This is a genomic window from Candidatus Bathyarchaeota archaeon (assembly GCA_026014745.1).
Classification (GTDB): domain Archaea; phylum Thermoproteota; class Bathyarchaeia; order Bathyarchaeales; family Bathycorpusculaceae; genus Bathycorpusculum.
On the sequence record JAOZHS010000001.1, the window covers coordinates 647,726 to 663,525 of the forward strand.

A 15,800-nucleotide genomic window follows, 5' to 3' on the forward strand; every position below is an offset into this window, starting at 1 on the left:
CGCCCCTTTTATTTTTGTTTCTTTTCAGCTTGCTTTTTAGCGAATTCTTGTAAGTTAACTTCGACGGGTTTGCCCTCTTCCATTATGTAGAATGAAAAGTCGTATTCGGCGCAGTAATTTTTGACTTCTAAATATTTCTCCATGTTGCCTTCAAACATTTCTGGCGTTACAATCTGGCAAATTTTTGTTAGGCAGCCTTTCTTTTCAGCTTTAAGGTCAGGCATAACTGGGTCCATGTTTTTGGGTTTGCTCCAATTCTCTAACTCTGTGTCTACTTCCCAGTGGTCCTTTTTTAGTTTCTCAGCAATTTTGAGTACGCATGCATCATGTGGCTCTTCTTTTTGGTCAACCATAAACATCCCACAAATCTAAACAAGCTCTAGACGCGGCTTGCTTAAAGTCCTTGCGTTTTAGCCCCAAAAAAAGAGGCGTTTCTTCTAAGAGAAAGGTTCGGGAGCATTGAGCTTTTTTAGAACCCACGCCATGTTTTGCCCCAGCGCCTCCATGGTTTTTAAGCCTTCAGCGTCGTTTTCGACTTCGCCGGGGAGACGCCCAACGCCGATGTTCCAGTAGATGGAGCCGGGGACAATCATTTGGCTGATGAGAAAGAAATGGTTAATCGCATCAAACGTTGGTATGCCGCCTGCTCTGCGTACCGCCACCACCGCTGCCCCTACTTTCCGCTTAAATAGCCCCCCATTACTCATTGCCACATAGCCTGCGCGGTCGATGAGTGCCTTTAATTCGGGTGTCATCATCGAGAAATATGTGGGTGAACCCAAAATGATTCCGTCCGCTTCAGCCATTTTTTGGATGTATTGGTTTACGTTGTCGTTTACGATTTTGCATTCTTTGTTTTTGAGTTCTCGGCAGGTGCCACATGCAATGCAGCCGTGAATTTGTTGTCCGCCAAGCTGGATGAATTCCGTTTGTATGTCCTCGCTTTCTAACACGTTAAGAACACGTCGGAGAAGTGTTGCGGTGTTTCCGTCTTTTCTTGGACTGCCATTAAAAGCAACAACTTTCATGAATACTCGCCACTAAACTGTGGTTGCCCATCCTAAAAGGGTTAGCTACGATGGAGCTTTAGCGTTTCTTCGGAACCTGCCCGTTGCTACGCGTATGCCAATTGCTAAGCAGACAAACGCCACAATAATGATAACGACCTCTATGGGGAACTGCAAAGGTGCCTCGACAGGCGTTGTGGGGTCATTCATGAGGGGGTAGCGGTCTTGATTCAAGACGTCTATCACATAGTAGGTGTCGCCTATGCCGTCGCCATTTGTGTCGGTGCCGTTGTAGTCGCTCCAGTAGTTGCCTTCTCGTCCGTTGTCCCAGTTATGGGGCGGTTCAGTTGTGTTGTAGTCACTGCATTGGCAACCGTTTAGTTGAATGCTGTTCTCTTCAAAGCAGTTACCCGCTATGATTATGTCGTCAGGGACGTCGCCCTCTCCGTTGTTAAAACCGTAGAAGATGCCAAAGGAGTTGTTTGCGATGTAGTTGTTTGTGACGGTGGTGTTTGAACCTGAAAGCATGATGCCTATGACGTTGCCCGTCACGAAGTTGTCGGCTATGGTGTTGTTTTGGGTCCACATGTAAACGCCGATGCTAAAGTTCTTGACATTGAGGTTCGAAACGGCTATCCCTTCAACGTGAAGTCCTAAATCTACGCCTATCGTGTAGGTTTGAGTGCTGTTGTATGGCTCGCCGTCTGAGCCTATAAACAAAAGGTCTGTTTCCTCGCCAGTGTACTGTCCCCATAGGGTATGGCCGGCACCGTTTAGGGCTATGTTGCTTTTGAAGATTTTTATGGTTGCGTAGATGTCGCCGGTGAAGGTGTAGGTGTCGCCGTTTCGTTGGATGGGTACCGTGGAGGGCGAAACGGTGCCGTCTTCTTTTATGAGTATGGTTGGAGGCATTCCCTGCGCTTTTGACGGTTGAACACAGATGGGTGCTAACACAGCTAAAACCACCAGAATCATCGCGACAACCAGTTTTCTTTTCAAGTTAACCCCTCCCTTATTCTCCTTTTATTGTGTCTGTTTTATTTAACCAGTTCCGCGATTTACAAACCGTCTTGCCCGCGAACTTGAACTCTAAGCAGCCTTCATGGGGACACATCTCCACACAACGCAGACAATAGATGCATTGAGAGGTTGCGACATCGCCGCTTTTGCCTTCATAGACTTCTTTGACTTGCGTGGGGCAGACGCGTTTGCATATTCCGCATTTGGTGCATTTGGTTTCAGTTTTGTTTAAGCGGACGCCGCTTATCCATTTGAAGGGTGGAAAACGGTTAAATAACGCGATTATGGCGCCCAGTGGACAGATTTGGCACCATGAACGCTTGAAAAAGAATGCTGCAGCAGTGACTATGCCTAAGATCACGAGGTTTATGGAGGTTAAAAAGAAGCCTAACTGCCAGAATTGTCCCGTAGTGCCCTGTGTAACCCATTCAGGTTTCATTAAACCTACTGCGGTCTCGGCTAAAAGGCACAGTGGCTTCATGGGGCACACGGCACAGAACGGCGCGGAATAGAACGTGTAAACTTCCCCGCCTTTCTGCGTACCCTCAATGAGTGGTGAAGTGAGGAAGGCTTGAGAAGCAAAAATCACGCTCAAGATTATTAGAAGTGCCAAGGTAAGGTAGCCTAACTGGTGGAAGCGCTCGTTAAATTTGTCGGAGAACAAGCGGCGTTTGATTCTTAGGGCTTTTCTCAGTCGCGCAACTAAATCAACGTATAAGCCAAAGGGGCAAACCCAACCGCAGAAAACTCTGCCTAAAACCACCCCCGACAGTATAAGTACGCCTAAAACTATGGCTAAACGCTCCAAACCTGTGGAGAAGTATTCTACGCCCCATCCTACCCCGGTTCCTGCAAACGGGTAAATATAGGTTTGAAGCTGCCACAACGCGCAGGTTACAGTTCGCCCACAGGGGTAGTAACAGCCAAAGACGGGTGCTGGAACCCCATCGGGCATATCGACGCCCAAGATGTTTGTTGAGAGATTGATTTCATGAGGCTGCAACTCAGTAGTCGGTGACAGGTAACCATAGTGGTCGACGAATATCCCGAAGAACACCAAAAACAAGAAACCGATTTGCACCATTAACCGGATGGCGCTGATTTTTCTGGTATAGTTTCTGCGTCCCAAGAAAATCACTATGCCCCCAAACGCCATGAAGGCAATGAATGTGGTGAATGCTTTGTAGTTTGGTTTATAGACCGAGGCTATGCTAGGTGTTGGCTCAGGCGAGTCTGGGTCGGCTGGGTCGGTTACTTGTGCGTATAGTCGGTTAGCTATGTGGCCGTCTATGGGAAAAATATTCCAGTAGCCAACTTGGTCAAGCGTTTGGGTTACTGAGTAATTGCCTGTTACTGGGTCAGTGAGTACTACGCGGTCAATATAGGTGTAGTCTGGTCGAGTAAAGGCAACACGTACCGTTTTGTTTTCTTCAGGGGGACATATGCTGCCGTAGATTGTTACGTTTTCGTTTATGTAGACTTGGGTGCGGTCGATGTCGGCGGTTATGCAGGGACCAAAACAGGGGTTAGCCGGTTGGATGCATTGCGTGCAGAGGATGGTCGCGGCGATGAATACTGCAATCGTTATGGATAGCACGGTTCTTTGCTTAATGTCCCATACCCCTACAGTTCATACGGAGTATTGCTTGATATAATTTTGCAAATATCCCCTAGCATGTTTGGAGACTAATAGCTGACCCCTGCAGAAATTCTAAGAGGGGTAGGTCAGTATTGTCGGGTTTAAGGGTCAAAAGTATGTTGAAAACATTTGATTATGCGCGGCTTATATCTGCGGATTCTCCCCCACGCTCGGGAGAGCTATATCTCAAACATTAAAAAATATCAAACATGCATTAAACAAGTAGAAAACGCAATGAAGAAAAATACCCTGTTGTCCGCTCTAACAATTATTCTTGTAGCCCTAGCCTTAAGCCTCACAGCATACTATCTAACGGCTCAGCTCTCTTCTTCTCCCATACGGGTTGCCTGCGTCGGCGACAGCATAACCAAGGGTTTCCACTACCCCCAAATCCTCGGAGAACTGCTTGGCCCAACCTATGTCGTACAAAACTTCGGTACAGGAGGCGCCTCCGTCGCCCAAAACGCTAAAACCCCCTACATAAATCAATCCATCTTTTTAGCAGCCAAAAAATTCCAACCCGACATAGTAATAATTATGCTGGGAACCAACGACGCCTCCCCAATCAACCACCAATACAACGGCACATTCGTGTCTGACTACTTAAAACTCATCAACCAATTCCGCGAGTTGGATAGCGCACCCCAAATCTGGCTCGTTGAACCCCCACCCATCTTTAACAATGGCACCGGCCTTAGCACACACTTCTTTGCCGACACCATAGTTCCTCTTATCCAGCAAACCGCACAGCAAGCCCAATTGCCCCTGATAGATTTGTACACGGTTATGGCGAATCGTTCAGACCTTTTGTGGGATGGCGTACACCCGACTCCAACTGGGGCAGAGGTTATTGCATCAACAATCTATGACGCCATCACAAACTCAACTTCTTAGCGCTTGGTACTCCAGCTAAGTATAACAACCATTAATCGAAATACCCCTCATAACCGCGCTAACTCTGCTCATCTGCCTTGTTATTCTTGTGCCCCTCAAAAAGATACCTCACGTCAAAGACATAGTCGGTTAAAGGCATCTTTTTAGGCGTTTGAGACGTGGCTTCTTGAAAAAACTCTTATGTACCTGACTCTAACATAGAGCAAGCGATGTAACATGCAAAGCGATACGGAAGCCAAAATCAAGCAAGACCTGCTTGTAGAAATTGCTAATCTAGAGCAAAATTATTTGGTGATTAAAGCGTTTATTTCGGGTAAAGATGTTGAAGTGTCGGCTCTGGGTGAAAGTATCTTGTCCTTTAAGGGCAGTTTGAGTCGTGCCAGCGCGTTTGTTTTGGCTCTCTACAACCTAAAGGGGGTACGCGTGAATATTCCTTGGGAGCAGCTTTTTACGAGTTTGGATTATGCTTTGGCCACATTGACAACTGCGCCTCGCAAAGCCGCAGTGCAGGCGATTTTAGCTATGGCTGACCCCCAGATGGGACAAGTGCTTTCGTACTTTTCAGCCCTCAAAGAATCAATAAATAAGTAACCCTCCCTTTTCTCTTTCTGCATTTAGCCAAGAAGGCTAAACACACAGCGCGTAAATCCCGTAAAGTGAGTTACGCCCGTGAGGATGTATTGGATGGCGATTGCCGCAATCAAAAGCGCCATAACTCTGGCAATGACTAAGGCACCTGTTTTGCCCAAAAAACGGAAAATGACGCTTGTGTAGCGTAGAATAACCCATGTTATAGAGATGACGATGATTACGGCGACTATGGCGACGATGGTGGTGTAGGTTTGAAGGTTAAATATCGTGGTGGTTATGGCTCCTGGTCCTACCAAAAGCGGCATAGCGATGGGAACCGCTCCGAGGCATTCGGGGGATTCAGAGGGTTTTTCTTCTTTACTGCCTGAAATAAGAATTCTGATTGAGATAATTAGGAGCAAGATGCCGCCTGCAATTTCAAAACTCTCAATAGTTATGCCGAAAAGCGACAATATCTCGTTTCCCAAAAAAGCAAAAACCAGCAACAAAATAAACCCCACCAAACACGCCACATTATACACTTTTCTTCTCTGGACGTCTGACATATTTTCGGTTAACCCCATAAAGATGGGTATGTTACCGAATGGGTCAACGATGATAAAGAGCGCAATGGCAGCTTTAGCTAAATCACTTAAAAAATCCAACAAAACCCCAAACTACAAAGAACACTGAAAGAAAAATGAAGATAAAAAGTTAACGAAAAGGAAATTAGAAATATTTTTGCCAGCTGGCTACCCAACCGAGAAACTCCTCGACTGGTTGCCCACCATAACTACGAAGTCGCTGCCGCAAGTCTGCACTTTGCAGTGCCGCTTTCTGGAAATTAACCATTTCCTGTTGACCGTCAGTCAAGTAGAGGAAGCCCTCGAGGTCACCAACTCTAGCGCACCGTGCTGTCACAGTTAAGATTTCGCGTGGAGGCGGGACGTCTTGGGGGAGGTCTCCTGGGCCATACACGTAGAAGCTGATGAAGAAGGGTCTTTGGAGGATTTTCTTAAAGCCCCGCGTAAGCATTTCCCAGTACCACGGTGTAGCATAGTTTTTGCTAAACATAACAACGCAAAATTTGTCAGCGATTTTTTTAAAGTCCTCAAAATCCACCCCGTATCTTTCATAGGAGCTGACGGGGTCAGGTTGGAGACAGAAAGTTAGTTCATTTTTGACGACGCCACGGATTTGCTCTAGGTATTCTGTGATTTCTTTTCGGCGCCATTCCAACCAACCTAAACCACTTTTCTTCCATCGCTCTTGGCATCGGGGACAGTTACAGTGGTCATGGTCAGCGAAGTATTGACTATTCAACCATATGCCGGGGGATTGGCGGTCAACTTCTGCAATGTATTTGAGTTGTTCTTCTCGGTAGTCGGGTTGAGTGGCGCACAGTACGCTCCAGTAAATGTTAAAGTTGTTATTGCCAAATTGTGCGGGGCCCAGAGGTGATTGGGAGACCCAGTCGGGGTGGAGTTGGGCGGTTGCGGTGTCGGCGAAGACGGCGAGGTTGCTGTACATGTCGGGTTGGGGGCGGATTCGTAGGCCTGTTTCGGGTTTTACTCGCAGGACGTGGAAGTCAAATCCGGGTGTTTTTTGGGGTTGGAAGGTGTATGAACCGAATTTCATGTTGGTTTCCCGTCGAAAAGAAGCGGTTGTGTTGTAGATAAGTTTTTGGTGGTGTGGCGGTTTTGGGTTGGTTTTGTTTTTCGGAGCAGTTTACGGCTCTCTTTGATACGTTAAACAAGTGGATAGGTTGTTGGTAATTTTATGTCCAGTTGGGTAGTTTTAAATATGAGAACGTAATAGTTGTGCAGTAAAAACCAAAAAAAGTTAAACATGCGTATAGCGATGCGCGGGTTCACTATAAATTCCAAAGCAACCACCTCGAGGTCCGCTTATGAGAAAAAAAACCCTGAACACAGAAATAGACAAAACCGACGCCCAAATACTGGGGATTCTTCAGGAAAACTGCCAGCAAAGCTTCCGCAAGATAGCTGGCAAAATGCGCATATCTGGTGTGATGGCCTCGGATAGAATAAAACGCCTCGAAGACCGCGGAATAGTCAAGGGGTATACCGCAATCTTGGATCCAATAAAGTTGGGGTATGATTTAACTGCAGTGATTTTTATTCAAACTGAGGGGGGTGGTTACCTTAAGGATTTGGAGACTGCTTTATCGCAGCTGGCTAATGTTATTACGTTATACGAGATTACGGGCGAGTTTGACATTGTAGCGGTTGTTAAGCTTAAGGATCGTGATAGTCTCAATACTTTGATTAAGGATTTGCTTGTGGCTCCACATATTAAGAAGACGATGACTAATATTGCGCTTAATGTTGTGAAAGAGGGTTTTAAGGTTCAAATTTAGATTTTTTGGACAAACGCTTAGGTTTTCTTTTATTGACCTTTAATATATCTATTATTTTGCTGCTTTTGTGTGTATTTTTTCAATTTTTCTTAAATGTTATGAACAAATCACAACTACACTTATATTGACTGTACACCAACCGTCTTGTAAAATGGTGAAATTAACATGAGAAAAACACGGGTAATATCAAAAACATCAAACTTGTTACAAAAAGCACTCGAAAAGCACTCTGAAATCTTCATGAAAAAGAAATTCTTCATACTCGCAGGCATACTCGTCACTTGCTTAGCCATGAGCATCGGACAAGCATACGCACAAACCCCTGACCCACTAACAACCACAAGCACCGCAGTAAGCATCGCTTGGACACTAGCCATGGGCGCGTTAGTCTGGTTCATGCAGCTCGGCTTCGCGTTTCTCGGAGCAGGCTTTATTCGGCAGAAAAACCAGGTCAACTACTGGACCAAAAGCTACATCGACTTCAGCGTCGGTGTAGTAATCTTTGCAGTTATCGGCTTTGGCTTAATGTTCGGTGGTTCCGGAGCCTCATTCCCAACAGGCATCGACTCAACAGGCGCAATAATATACACCACCTTACCTGGCTTAGGTGACGGCAACTCATTCATCGGCTGGAGCGGCTTTTTACTAGCAGGCGAAGCAACTAACACGTTAACATTGGTGTACTTCTTCTGGCAAGCAGTCTTCGCAGCCACATCAGTCACAATCGTGGCAGGAATGGTTGCCGAAAGAATGAAATTCCAAGCTTACCTCCTCTACACCGTACTTATCAACATACTCATCTATCCAGTCTACGGCCACTGGGTATGGGGTGGCGGTTGGCTCGCAACATTGCCATTCGGTGTCGGTGTCAGAGACTTCGCAGGTTCAGGTGTCGTCCACGCAGTCGGTGGCTTCACAGGTTTGGCGGCCTGCTGGCTTGTCGGCCCCAGAATCGGCAAGTACGGTAAAAACGGTGAAGTCCGCAGCTTCGGTTACACAAACGTGCCATACATCGTTATGGGTACCATGATCCTGTTCCTTGGCTGGTTCGGCTTCAACCCTGGCAGCTCATTAACCACGCTTGATGGTGTTACTCCACTGGTTGCAGTAAACACTTACCTTGCAGGTGGTGTCGGTGCAGTTATGGGTGTAGTCATAAGCTATCTTGACCGCAAACACTTCACTGGACCCGACATTCAGGCAGTCTGCACAGGCGCACTTGCTGGTCTAGTAGCAATCACAGCACCATGCGCTTATGTTGACCCCTGGGCAGCACTAATCATCGGTATCATCGCAGCTCCATTGGCACTCTACGGCAACTTCTTCGTTGAACGCAAGCTGAAAATTGACGACCCAGTCGGCGCATTCGGTATCCACGGCATCAACGGTCTCTTCGGTCTACTCAGTGTCGGCCTCTTTGCAAACGGTCTATACGGCGGCGTCAACGGTATACTAGTCAACGGCGGTGCAGGTACAGGGCAGTTAATTGCACAATTAATTGACTGTGCAGTTTGTGCTGGCTTTGCTTTCGGTATGGGCTTGCTGATCTTTGGCGTCATCAAATACACAATTGGTCTTAGAGCTCCGCATCACGAAGAAATCAAAGGCTTAGACATCAGCGAACATGGCTTCAGCGCTTACCCAGAAGTTGAGATGAAACCCGAAGCAAAAGAATGGGTTACTGCCGAATCCTTCGATAAAGAACTGCTTGACAAACAGGGCAAGGAATAATCTAAATTCCTTTACCCCCACTCTTTTCTTTTTTTAAATCTTTACTCTGTTTTTACTGTTTTTTGGTTGAATGTTGAGCTAATTTCTGTTTTACTTTCTATATTTTCAGTTTTTCCTAAAAGTTATGAACAAATCATAACCAACTTTATATCCAATACAGTCCATCGTCAAAGAAAACATCCAACATACGAGGATTGATTGACCTGCCAATCGACGCACAAATCATCATTCTACCCATCTTCATAGCTTGCTATGCGCTAGCCCTAAGCCGCAAAGTTAAACTCGCCTACGCCTCAGTCGGCGCCTTAATCGCCCTAATAGTAATCGGCCTCATATCCTGGCAAGACACCCTCTTTGTAGCCATACAGTGGGATGTCCTCGCCGTCATCTGGGGCTTCATGATGGTATCCTTCATATTCTCCGAAAGCAAAATGCCCGAACTAATCGCCAACAAAATCTTAACCCACATAAAAATAGAAAAATACGCTTTACTCGCAATCTGCGCTGTCGCGGCATTCTTGTCCGCTTTCATGGCAAACGTCGCGGTCCTCTTTTTGATGGCGCCTGTAGCTATTCAAATGGCAAAGAAACTTGGCTCTCCCCTCTTCCCCTACATAGTTTCTGTGGGGGTATCTGCAAACATGGTTACAACAACCACCATGATCGCTGATCCTCCCGCACTTATCTTAGCCATCCAGACGGGAATGTCCCCGCTTGATTTCTATTGGTTCCAAGGAAGAGTAGGATTGGGCGCAATCACTGTAGTGGGCGTCATGGCAGCTATGCTTACGCTTTTGCTTATCTTCCGCAAAATGAACAAACGAATCGAAATCGAGCCCGAAGAAATCAAAGTTTCAAAACTCCCCACAATACTGTTCCTCGTCGGTATAGTGATTTTGGCGCTTGCCCCCGAAATCCACCTCAGCTTGGGGGTCGTAGGTTTAGCTGTGGGTATTGTAGCCCTTCTCATAGGTAGAAAAGATGCTAAACGCATGATTGTAGAGTTCGACTGGAACTCTCTAATCTTCCTTGCAGGTATCTTTGCCGTTATCTATACGCTTTCAACCTCTGGGCTCCTGACAGACTTTGCTCAGGGCATCATAAACGCAGGAGTTAGTAACCCCAGTATGCTCTTAGCTGTTGTAGTGTGGATGTCCGTGGGGCTTTCCTCGTTTATTGACCCCAACGCCTACACAGTACTGATGATTCCAGTCTGTCAACAGTTGGCAACCTTTAGTGGCATGAGTGCTTGGCCCCTTCTCTTTGGAACACTCGTCGGAACTGGGAGCGGCGCCAACATTCTTCCTATGGGTGCAGCCACAAACGTGTTTGCCTGTGGTTTGCTGGAGAAAAACAACTGTTTGGTCAGCACGAAAGAATACATCAAAATCGGTTTACCCCTATCCGTCGTTGCAGTAGCCACTGCAAACGTGCTGCTGTGGATATTTTGGCTGTGATAAAATGACAAACAAAAGCAAACAACTCTATCATGTGCGGAAAAAAAAGTTAAATTAAATAAAAACAAAAGAGGTAATGTGGAATGCCTGAAGTGCGCACGAAAAAAGGAAAAAACTTCAAAGAAATAATTGAAGAAGAAAAAAACAAAGGTAAAACTACCAAAAAAATAATGCATGCTCTGACCAGCATCAACCAAGAAGTGGTCTATGGTGGCTCTTTCCTTTTCCTATTTGTGATAATCACCGTCACAATCTACTCTGCGTTTGCTCCGGACGTTTATGTTTGGGCGGGGTTGCTGATTGTCGCCGCTGTTATTAGTTCGCTTTTTGCCTCACGCGTTAGTAGTGCGCTTAAGCGGAACCAGTGGAAGTATAATAGTTAAAACCGTTTAGTTTAGTTTCTTTTCTTTCTTTTTAGTGCTTTTTTGTTGGTTAGTGGTTATTTGGTGGTTGTTGCAGTTTTTTGGTTTGGTTACTTAGCTAGTTGCCTAGTTGATTGTTGGATATGTGTTAAATAGAGGGGTGTTTTTGTATTTTATTGTTGAACGTTTGGGAACTTTTTGGTTTTTTTCAGGACGTTCATTCATTAATCGGGTTTTTTTAACTTCAAACGGATATTTTTATATACTTGTTGTGAGATAAATGCTCAACTAATAAACAAATAGCTAAACAAATGTTAAGAGGAAAACTTTATGGCGTCAGGAGATATAGCATGGATACTAACCTCAACAGCTCTTGTCATGTTAATGACTCCAGCTTTAGGCTTCTTCTACGGAGGACTAGTACGCAAAAAAAACCTTGTCTCAACAATCGTTCAATGCTTCGTCATATTCGCAGTCATCAGCATCGTGTGGGCACTCTACGGTTACGCTCTAGTCTTTGGCACAAGCTTAGGCGGCTTCATAGGCTTTGACCCAAGCTTAGTGGCCTTAGGCGGGCTAAACATACACACAGTAGACCCCGTCCTCGCAGGAGACATACCTGAATTACTATTCTTCGCTTTCCAACTCAAATTCGCAGCCATCACCCCCGCGCTTATCATCGGTGCCTGTGCAGAACGCATACGCTTCAAATCACTACTGATCTTTATGGTTCTGTGGTCAACCTTCATCTACGTGCCCATCGCACACTGGGTCTGGAACCCTGACGGTTGGCTACGAAGCATCGGCGCAATTGACTTCGCAGGTGGTATCGTTGTCCACGTATCCGCAGGATTATCAGCCTTAGCTGCAGCCCTCGTTGTGGGTCGTAGAAACGGCTGTGCCGTCCCTTGGAAACAGCACATGCAAGCGATCGAGAAAAAAGACAGCGCCACCGAATTCAAACCAACCAACATCCCCTACGTCCTACTCGGCGCAGCACTGCTGTGGTTCGGCTGGTTCGGGTTCAACGCAGGTAGCGCCCTTGCAGCAAACGACCTCGCAACATCTGCACTGGTAACGACCAACATCGCCGCAGCCGCAGCCGCAGTCAGTTGGATGCTTGCCGACTGGTTCAGAAAAGGCAAACCCTCCGCCGTAGGAGTAGCTGTAGGTGCAGTCGTCGGCTTAGTCGCCATTACTCCCGCCGCAGGATTCGTTACTATACCCGCAGCATTGGTCATTGGCTTAGCCGCAGGTGTCATCTCCAACTTGGTAGCAAACTGGCGTGCCGGCAGATCTCGAATCGATGACTCTTTAGATGTCTTTGCTTGCCACGGTGTAGGCGGACTTTGGGGATCAATCGCGACCGGTCTATTCGCATCCGCAGCAATTAGTGTTTCAGCAGAAGTCGCAGGCGTTAACGGGTTATTCTACGGAAACCCTGCTCAACTGGTCGCTCAATTGGTTGCGCTTGCCGTTGTTGTGCCGTTTGCGTTCTTTGGCTCCTATCTGTTGCTAAAGGTTGTGAACTTGTTCTCGCCTTTGCGAGTCAGCCCCGAAGCAGAAGACGCAGGCTTAGACCTCAGTGAACACGGTGAAGAAGCCTACCAACTCGATTGAGCTAAATGCTCACCCTCTATTTTTTTTCGATTGATTTTGATATTTCATGCTTGAACAGATGTGTCTGTTTTGTTGCTTTTTTGGACAATTAGCGGATTCATTGGCTTATAATTGATGATTGTTGAAAAATTAACCGATTATTGTTCACTGGCTTGAACATTTATCGATTTTATGAGTCTTTATCGAAGCGAATGTATAGTTTAAATATTTGTTTGACAAACCAAGGGTTAATTACGAAACTAACGGGAAAGAGATGGCTGTCAACTTCGCGGACATAGCATGGCTTCTAATGTCAACTGCCCTAGTTATGCTAATGACGCCGGCGCTTGCTTTCTTCTACGGCGGCTTAGTCCGAAGAAAAAACCTCGTCTCCACTCTCGTACAATGCATCATCATCTTTGCTGTAGTCAGCTTGGTATGGTTCTTCTGGGGATACAGCCTCGTGTTTGGCCCCAGCGTCGGCGGAGTCATCGGAAACCTCTCCCTCGTTGGCTTACACGGCATAACCATAAACACCACCAGCCCCTACGCACCCAACATCCCCGAAATCCTCTTCTTTGCCTTCCAACTCAAATTCGCCGCAATCACTCCCGCCCTCATCATTGGCGCCTGCGCCGAACGCATCCGATTCAAATCACTCCTCATCTTTGTGCTTCTTTGGTCCACTCTCATCTACTGCCCAATTGCCCACTGGATGTGGAACAGCGACGGCTGGCTTCACCTATTGGGCGCCTATGACTTTGCAGGCGGTATCGTAGTCCACATCGCTGCGGGTCTCTCAGCTTTGGCAGCCGCTCTCATTGTGGGGCGACGCAAAGGTTGCGTGTATTGGAAAGACCAACTAAAAGTTCTCAACCAACAAGCCCCTAATGCACCTCCCATGGGTACAGAATTCAAACCCACAAACATCCCATATGTTATCTTAGGCGCTGGACTTTTGTGGTTTGGCTGGTTTGGTTTCAACGGTGGAAGTGCATTAGCTGCAGATGCGATTGCGGTTTCAGCTGTGGTTTCTACTAATTTGGCGGCGGCTGCAGCGGCAGTTAGCTGGATGCTTCTTGACTGGGTAATCAAAGGCAAACCCTCCGCGATTGGCATCTCAGTGGGCGCTGTTTGTGGTATGGCCGCGGTTACTGCCGCAGCAGGCTACATAGATTTCACCTCCGCGGTAATCATCGGCTTAGCTGCAGGCATAATTTCAAATCTTATAGCTAACTGGCGTGCTGGACGCTCCAGAATCGACGATACCCTCGACGTGTTTGCCTGTCATGGTGTTGGCGGCATTATCGGCGCGGTCGCGGTTGGGCTATTTGCGACGGCAGCGGTAAACCCCGTTGTACAAGGGCTATTCTTTGGTAACCCTGCGCAGCTTGCGATTCAGGCGTTAGCGGTTGTGGTTGTGGCAGCCTTTTCTTTCGTTGGCTCTTATCTACTGTTGCGGTTGGTGGATGTGTTTACGCCTGTCCGCGTAAGTCCCAAAGAAGAAGACGAAGGCCTAGATCTAAGTCAACACGGCGAAGAAGCCTACCAGCTTGGCTAAGTTACCTGCGTCTCAATTTTAGTAGAACAAGCCTCTCCATCCTGACTGCGGCGCAATTAGAACCATTGAGTAAACTGTATAACCAACCGCGCCCCAAACCCTAAAGGAGAACCCTGCATGAATAGCCGTTTACCCCTCGTAACCCTTTTGGCTGCCCTGATTGTTTTTCCTGTTGCATTGTGTGTTTTGCCGGTTTCCGCTGTGCAGGATATTCCTATCTTGGGTTATCCTTATGTTGCTCATCAGGCAAGCGGAACTGGCCAAAGCTATTTTGTTTATGGCTCAAATTTCCATCTTAACGGGGCGGCAACTATCACTTCCATGTCCACCCTGATGTATATTGCATATGACATTACTACACCCGATGAGGATACCACTTATCGGTTTGCCATTTACCAAGACAACAGCGGGTCCGTGGGTCAGTTAATTGGTCAAACCGAATCGGGAAGCATCAGTAAACCCGCCGTCGTATATCCACCAATGCAAGAGGACGATTGGCAGACACTAAACTTTGACACTCCCCTATCACTATCCGCTGGAACATACTGGTTAGTTGTAGCTGCACATGGCCCAAACGTTATGGTTTACAACGATATGAGCAACCAATCTTACCAGATGGCAATGAGCTACTTAGAAAGCCTGACTTTTCCCTCAACTTTGACTTCAGTAAACTACATCAACAACGATGTTTGTGCAATCTACGCTTCGGGCCAGGGCACTCCATCCTTGGCTGCTGCTCCGTCGCCTGATGCAAATAATCCCGGAATGTCGACTCTATCGGTTAACTGTCAAAACGTGGATTCAGCAGCTGGCAAAGTCGAAATATTCGGCAGGCTATCAGTCTACGGCGCCAGTTTACCCCAAGAACCCCTAGAGTTTGCTTACCGCGTCCTCGGCGACGTAGCATGGCAACCCATCGCGACAACAACCACCTCTAGCGATGGAACCTACTCAGTGGATTGGTTCCCTCCAGCGCCAGGGAACTACCAGATTAACGCTACCTTCTGGGGAAACACAATATCCAGCTTCGCGTTTAAAGCCATAAACGTATTAGTTGCAGCTTCGGGTGAAAATCAATCTAAAACTGTTTTCTCTGTGGACTCTAACTCAACCGTGGCAGATTTAGCGTTTGACTCATCAACTTCTCAATTAAGATTCTCCGTAACTGGGTCAACTGGAACAACAGGATACGTTGACGTTTGTATCAGCAAAGACCTCGCCACTGACCCCTCAGCCATTCAAGCTTTCATTGACGGAAACCAAACCAGTTACACCGTAACCTCTGGCGAGGACTGTTGGATATTGCACTTTGCCTATCATCACAGTTCCCACGACATTATCTTCAGTTTAGAGGGGGCAGATACGCCCACAACGCCTGAGATGCCCTCGGCTGCTTTGCCCTTAATACTCACTGCTTTGTTTGCGGTCGCTGTTGCTGTGGTGGTGTTGAAGCGTAGAAACACAAACCCCTAATTACCCCTTCTTTTTAGAAATTCCCCAGATGTCCAAGAAAAAATTCGATATTTGAGAAATCGATTTTTATACAACAAAAAAGCCTCAACATATCAAAGGAAGCAAGA

At 46.8% G+C, this 15,800-nt stretch carries 15 protein-coding genes; 9 read left to right on the forward strand and 6 right to left on the reverse strand.

What is annotated here, in order from left to right; all coding sequences use genetic code 11:
• Window positions 1-8: 8 nt before the first annotated feature.
• The 4 genes from NWE92_03555 to NWE92_03570 form a co-directional block, all read right to left on the reverse strand.
• Entirely contained in the window at window positions 9-353 is a 345-nt protein-coding gene (locus NWE92_03555) for a hypothetical protein (GenBank protein ID MCW4028704.1), read from the reverse strand.
• A gap of 84 nt (window positions 354-437) precedes the next feature.
• A complete protein-coding gene (locus NWE92_03560; GenBank protein ID MCW4028705.1) occupies window positions 438-1,028 on the reverse strand; it encodes a flavodoxin family protein in 591 nt (196 codons plus the stop codon).
• A gap of 45 nt (window positions 1,029-1,073) precedes the next feature.
• Window positions 1,074-2,006, reverse strand: a complete 933-nt coding sequence (locus NWE92_03565; protein MCW4028706.1) for a hypothetical protein — start codon at window positions 2,004-2,006, stop codon at window positions 1,074-1,076.
• A 13-nt stretch (window positions 2,007-2,019) separates the two neighbouring features.
• Window positions 2,020-3,624 (reverse strand): 4Fe-4S binding protein, encoded by a 1,605-nt coding sequence (locus NWE92_03570; GenBank protein ID MCW4028707.1) that lies wholly within the window; start codon window positions 3,622-3,624, stop codon window positions 2,020-2,022.
• Between the two features lie 276 nt (window positions 3,625-3,900).
• Here NWE92_03570 and NWE92_03575 point away from each other — a divergent pair, with 276 nt between their 5' ends.
• Complete coding sequence (locus NWE92_03575; protein MCW4028708.1) at window positions 3,901-4,560, forward strand: GDSL-type esterase/lipase family protein; 660 nt, start codon at window positions 3,901-3,903, stop codon at window positions 4,558-4,560.
• Window positions 4,561-4,776: 216 nt separating this feature from the next.
• Window positions 4,777-5,151, forward strand: coding sequence for a hypothetical protein (locus tag NWE92_03580; GenBank protein ID MCW4028709.1), 375 nt, complete (start codon window positions 4,777-4,779; stop codon window positions 5,149-5,151).
• Between the two features lie 23 nt (window positions 5,152-5,174).
• Here NWE92_03580 and NWE92_03585 read toward each other — a convergent pair whose 3' ends face one another.
• Both NWE92_03585 and NWE92_03590 read right to left on the reverse strand, forming a co-directional pair.
• The gene (locus NWE92_03585; GenBank protein ID MCW4028710.1) at window positions 5,175-5,795 is read right to left on the reverse strand and encodes a MarC family protein; all 621 of its coding nucleotides are present in this window, start codon (window positions 5,793-5,795) and stop codon (window positions 5,175-5,177) included.
• A gap of 64 nt (window positions 5,796-5,859) precedes the next feature.
• Window positions 5,860-6,768 carry a hypothetical protein gene (locus tag NWE92_03590; protein ID MCW4028711.1) on the reverse strand — a complete coding sequence of 303 codons (909 nt, stop codon included), beginning with the start codon at window positions 6,766-6,768 and terminating at the stop codon, window positions 5,860-5,862.
• A 271-nt stretch (window positions 6,769-7,039) separates the two neighbouring features.
• Here NWE92_03590 and NWE92_03595 point away from each other — a divergent pair, with 271 nt between their 5' ends.
• The 7 genes from NWE92_03595 (at window position 7,040) to NWE92_03625 (ending at window position 15,693) form a co-directional block, all read left to right on the forward strand.
• Complete coding sequence (locus NWE92_03595) at window positions 7,040-7,510, forward strand: Lrp/AsnC family transcriptional regulator (protein MCW4028712.1); 471 nt, start codon at window positions 7,040-7,042, stop codon at window positions 7,508-7,510.
• 201 nt (window positions 7,511-7,711) lie between these two features.
• Complete coding sequence (locus tag NWE92_03600; protein ID MCW4028713.1) at window positions 7,712-9,241, forward strand: ammonium transporter; 1,530 nt, start codon at window positions 7,712-7,714, stop codon at window positions 9,239-9,241.
• 194 nt (window positions 9,242-9,435) lie between these two features.
• On the forward strand, window positions 9,436-10,698 hold the full coding sequence (locus NWE92_03605) for an SLC13 family permease (GenBank protein MCW4028714.1): 1,263 nt from the start codon (window positions 9,436-9,438) through the stop codon (window positions 10,696-10,698).
• Between the two features lie 83 nt (window positions 10,699-10,781).
• Window positions 10,782-11,081, forward strand: coding sequence for a hypothetical protein (locus NWE92_03610; protein MCW4028715.1), 300 nt, complete (start codon window positions 10,782-10,784; stop codon window positions 11,079-11,081).
• 309 nt (window positions 11,082-11,390) lie between these two features.
• The gene (locus tag NWE92_03615) at window positions 11,391-12,680 is read left to right on the forward strand and encodes an ammonium transporter (protein ID MCW4028716.1); all 1,290 of its coding nucleotides are present in this window, start codon (window positions 11,391-11,393) and stop codon (window positions 12,678-12,680) included.
• A gap of 253 nt (window positions 12,681-12,933) precedes the next feature.
• Window positions 12,934-14,220 carry an ammonium transporter gene (locus tag NWE92_03620; protein MCW4028717.1) on the forward strand — a complete coding sequence of 429 codons (1,287 nt, stop codon included), beginning with the start codon at window positions 12,934-12,936 and terminating at the stop codon, window positions 14,218-14,220.
• A 117-nt stretch (window positions 14,221-14,337) separates the two neighbouring features.
• Window positions 14,338-15,693: a hypothetical protein gene (locus tag NWE92_03625; GenBank protein ID MCW4028718.1), complete on the forward strand. Its 1,356-nt coding sequence runs from the start codon at window positions 14,338-14,340 to the stop codon at window positions 15,691-15,693.
• The last annotated feature ends 107 nt before the right edge of the window (window positions 15,694-15,800 follow it).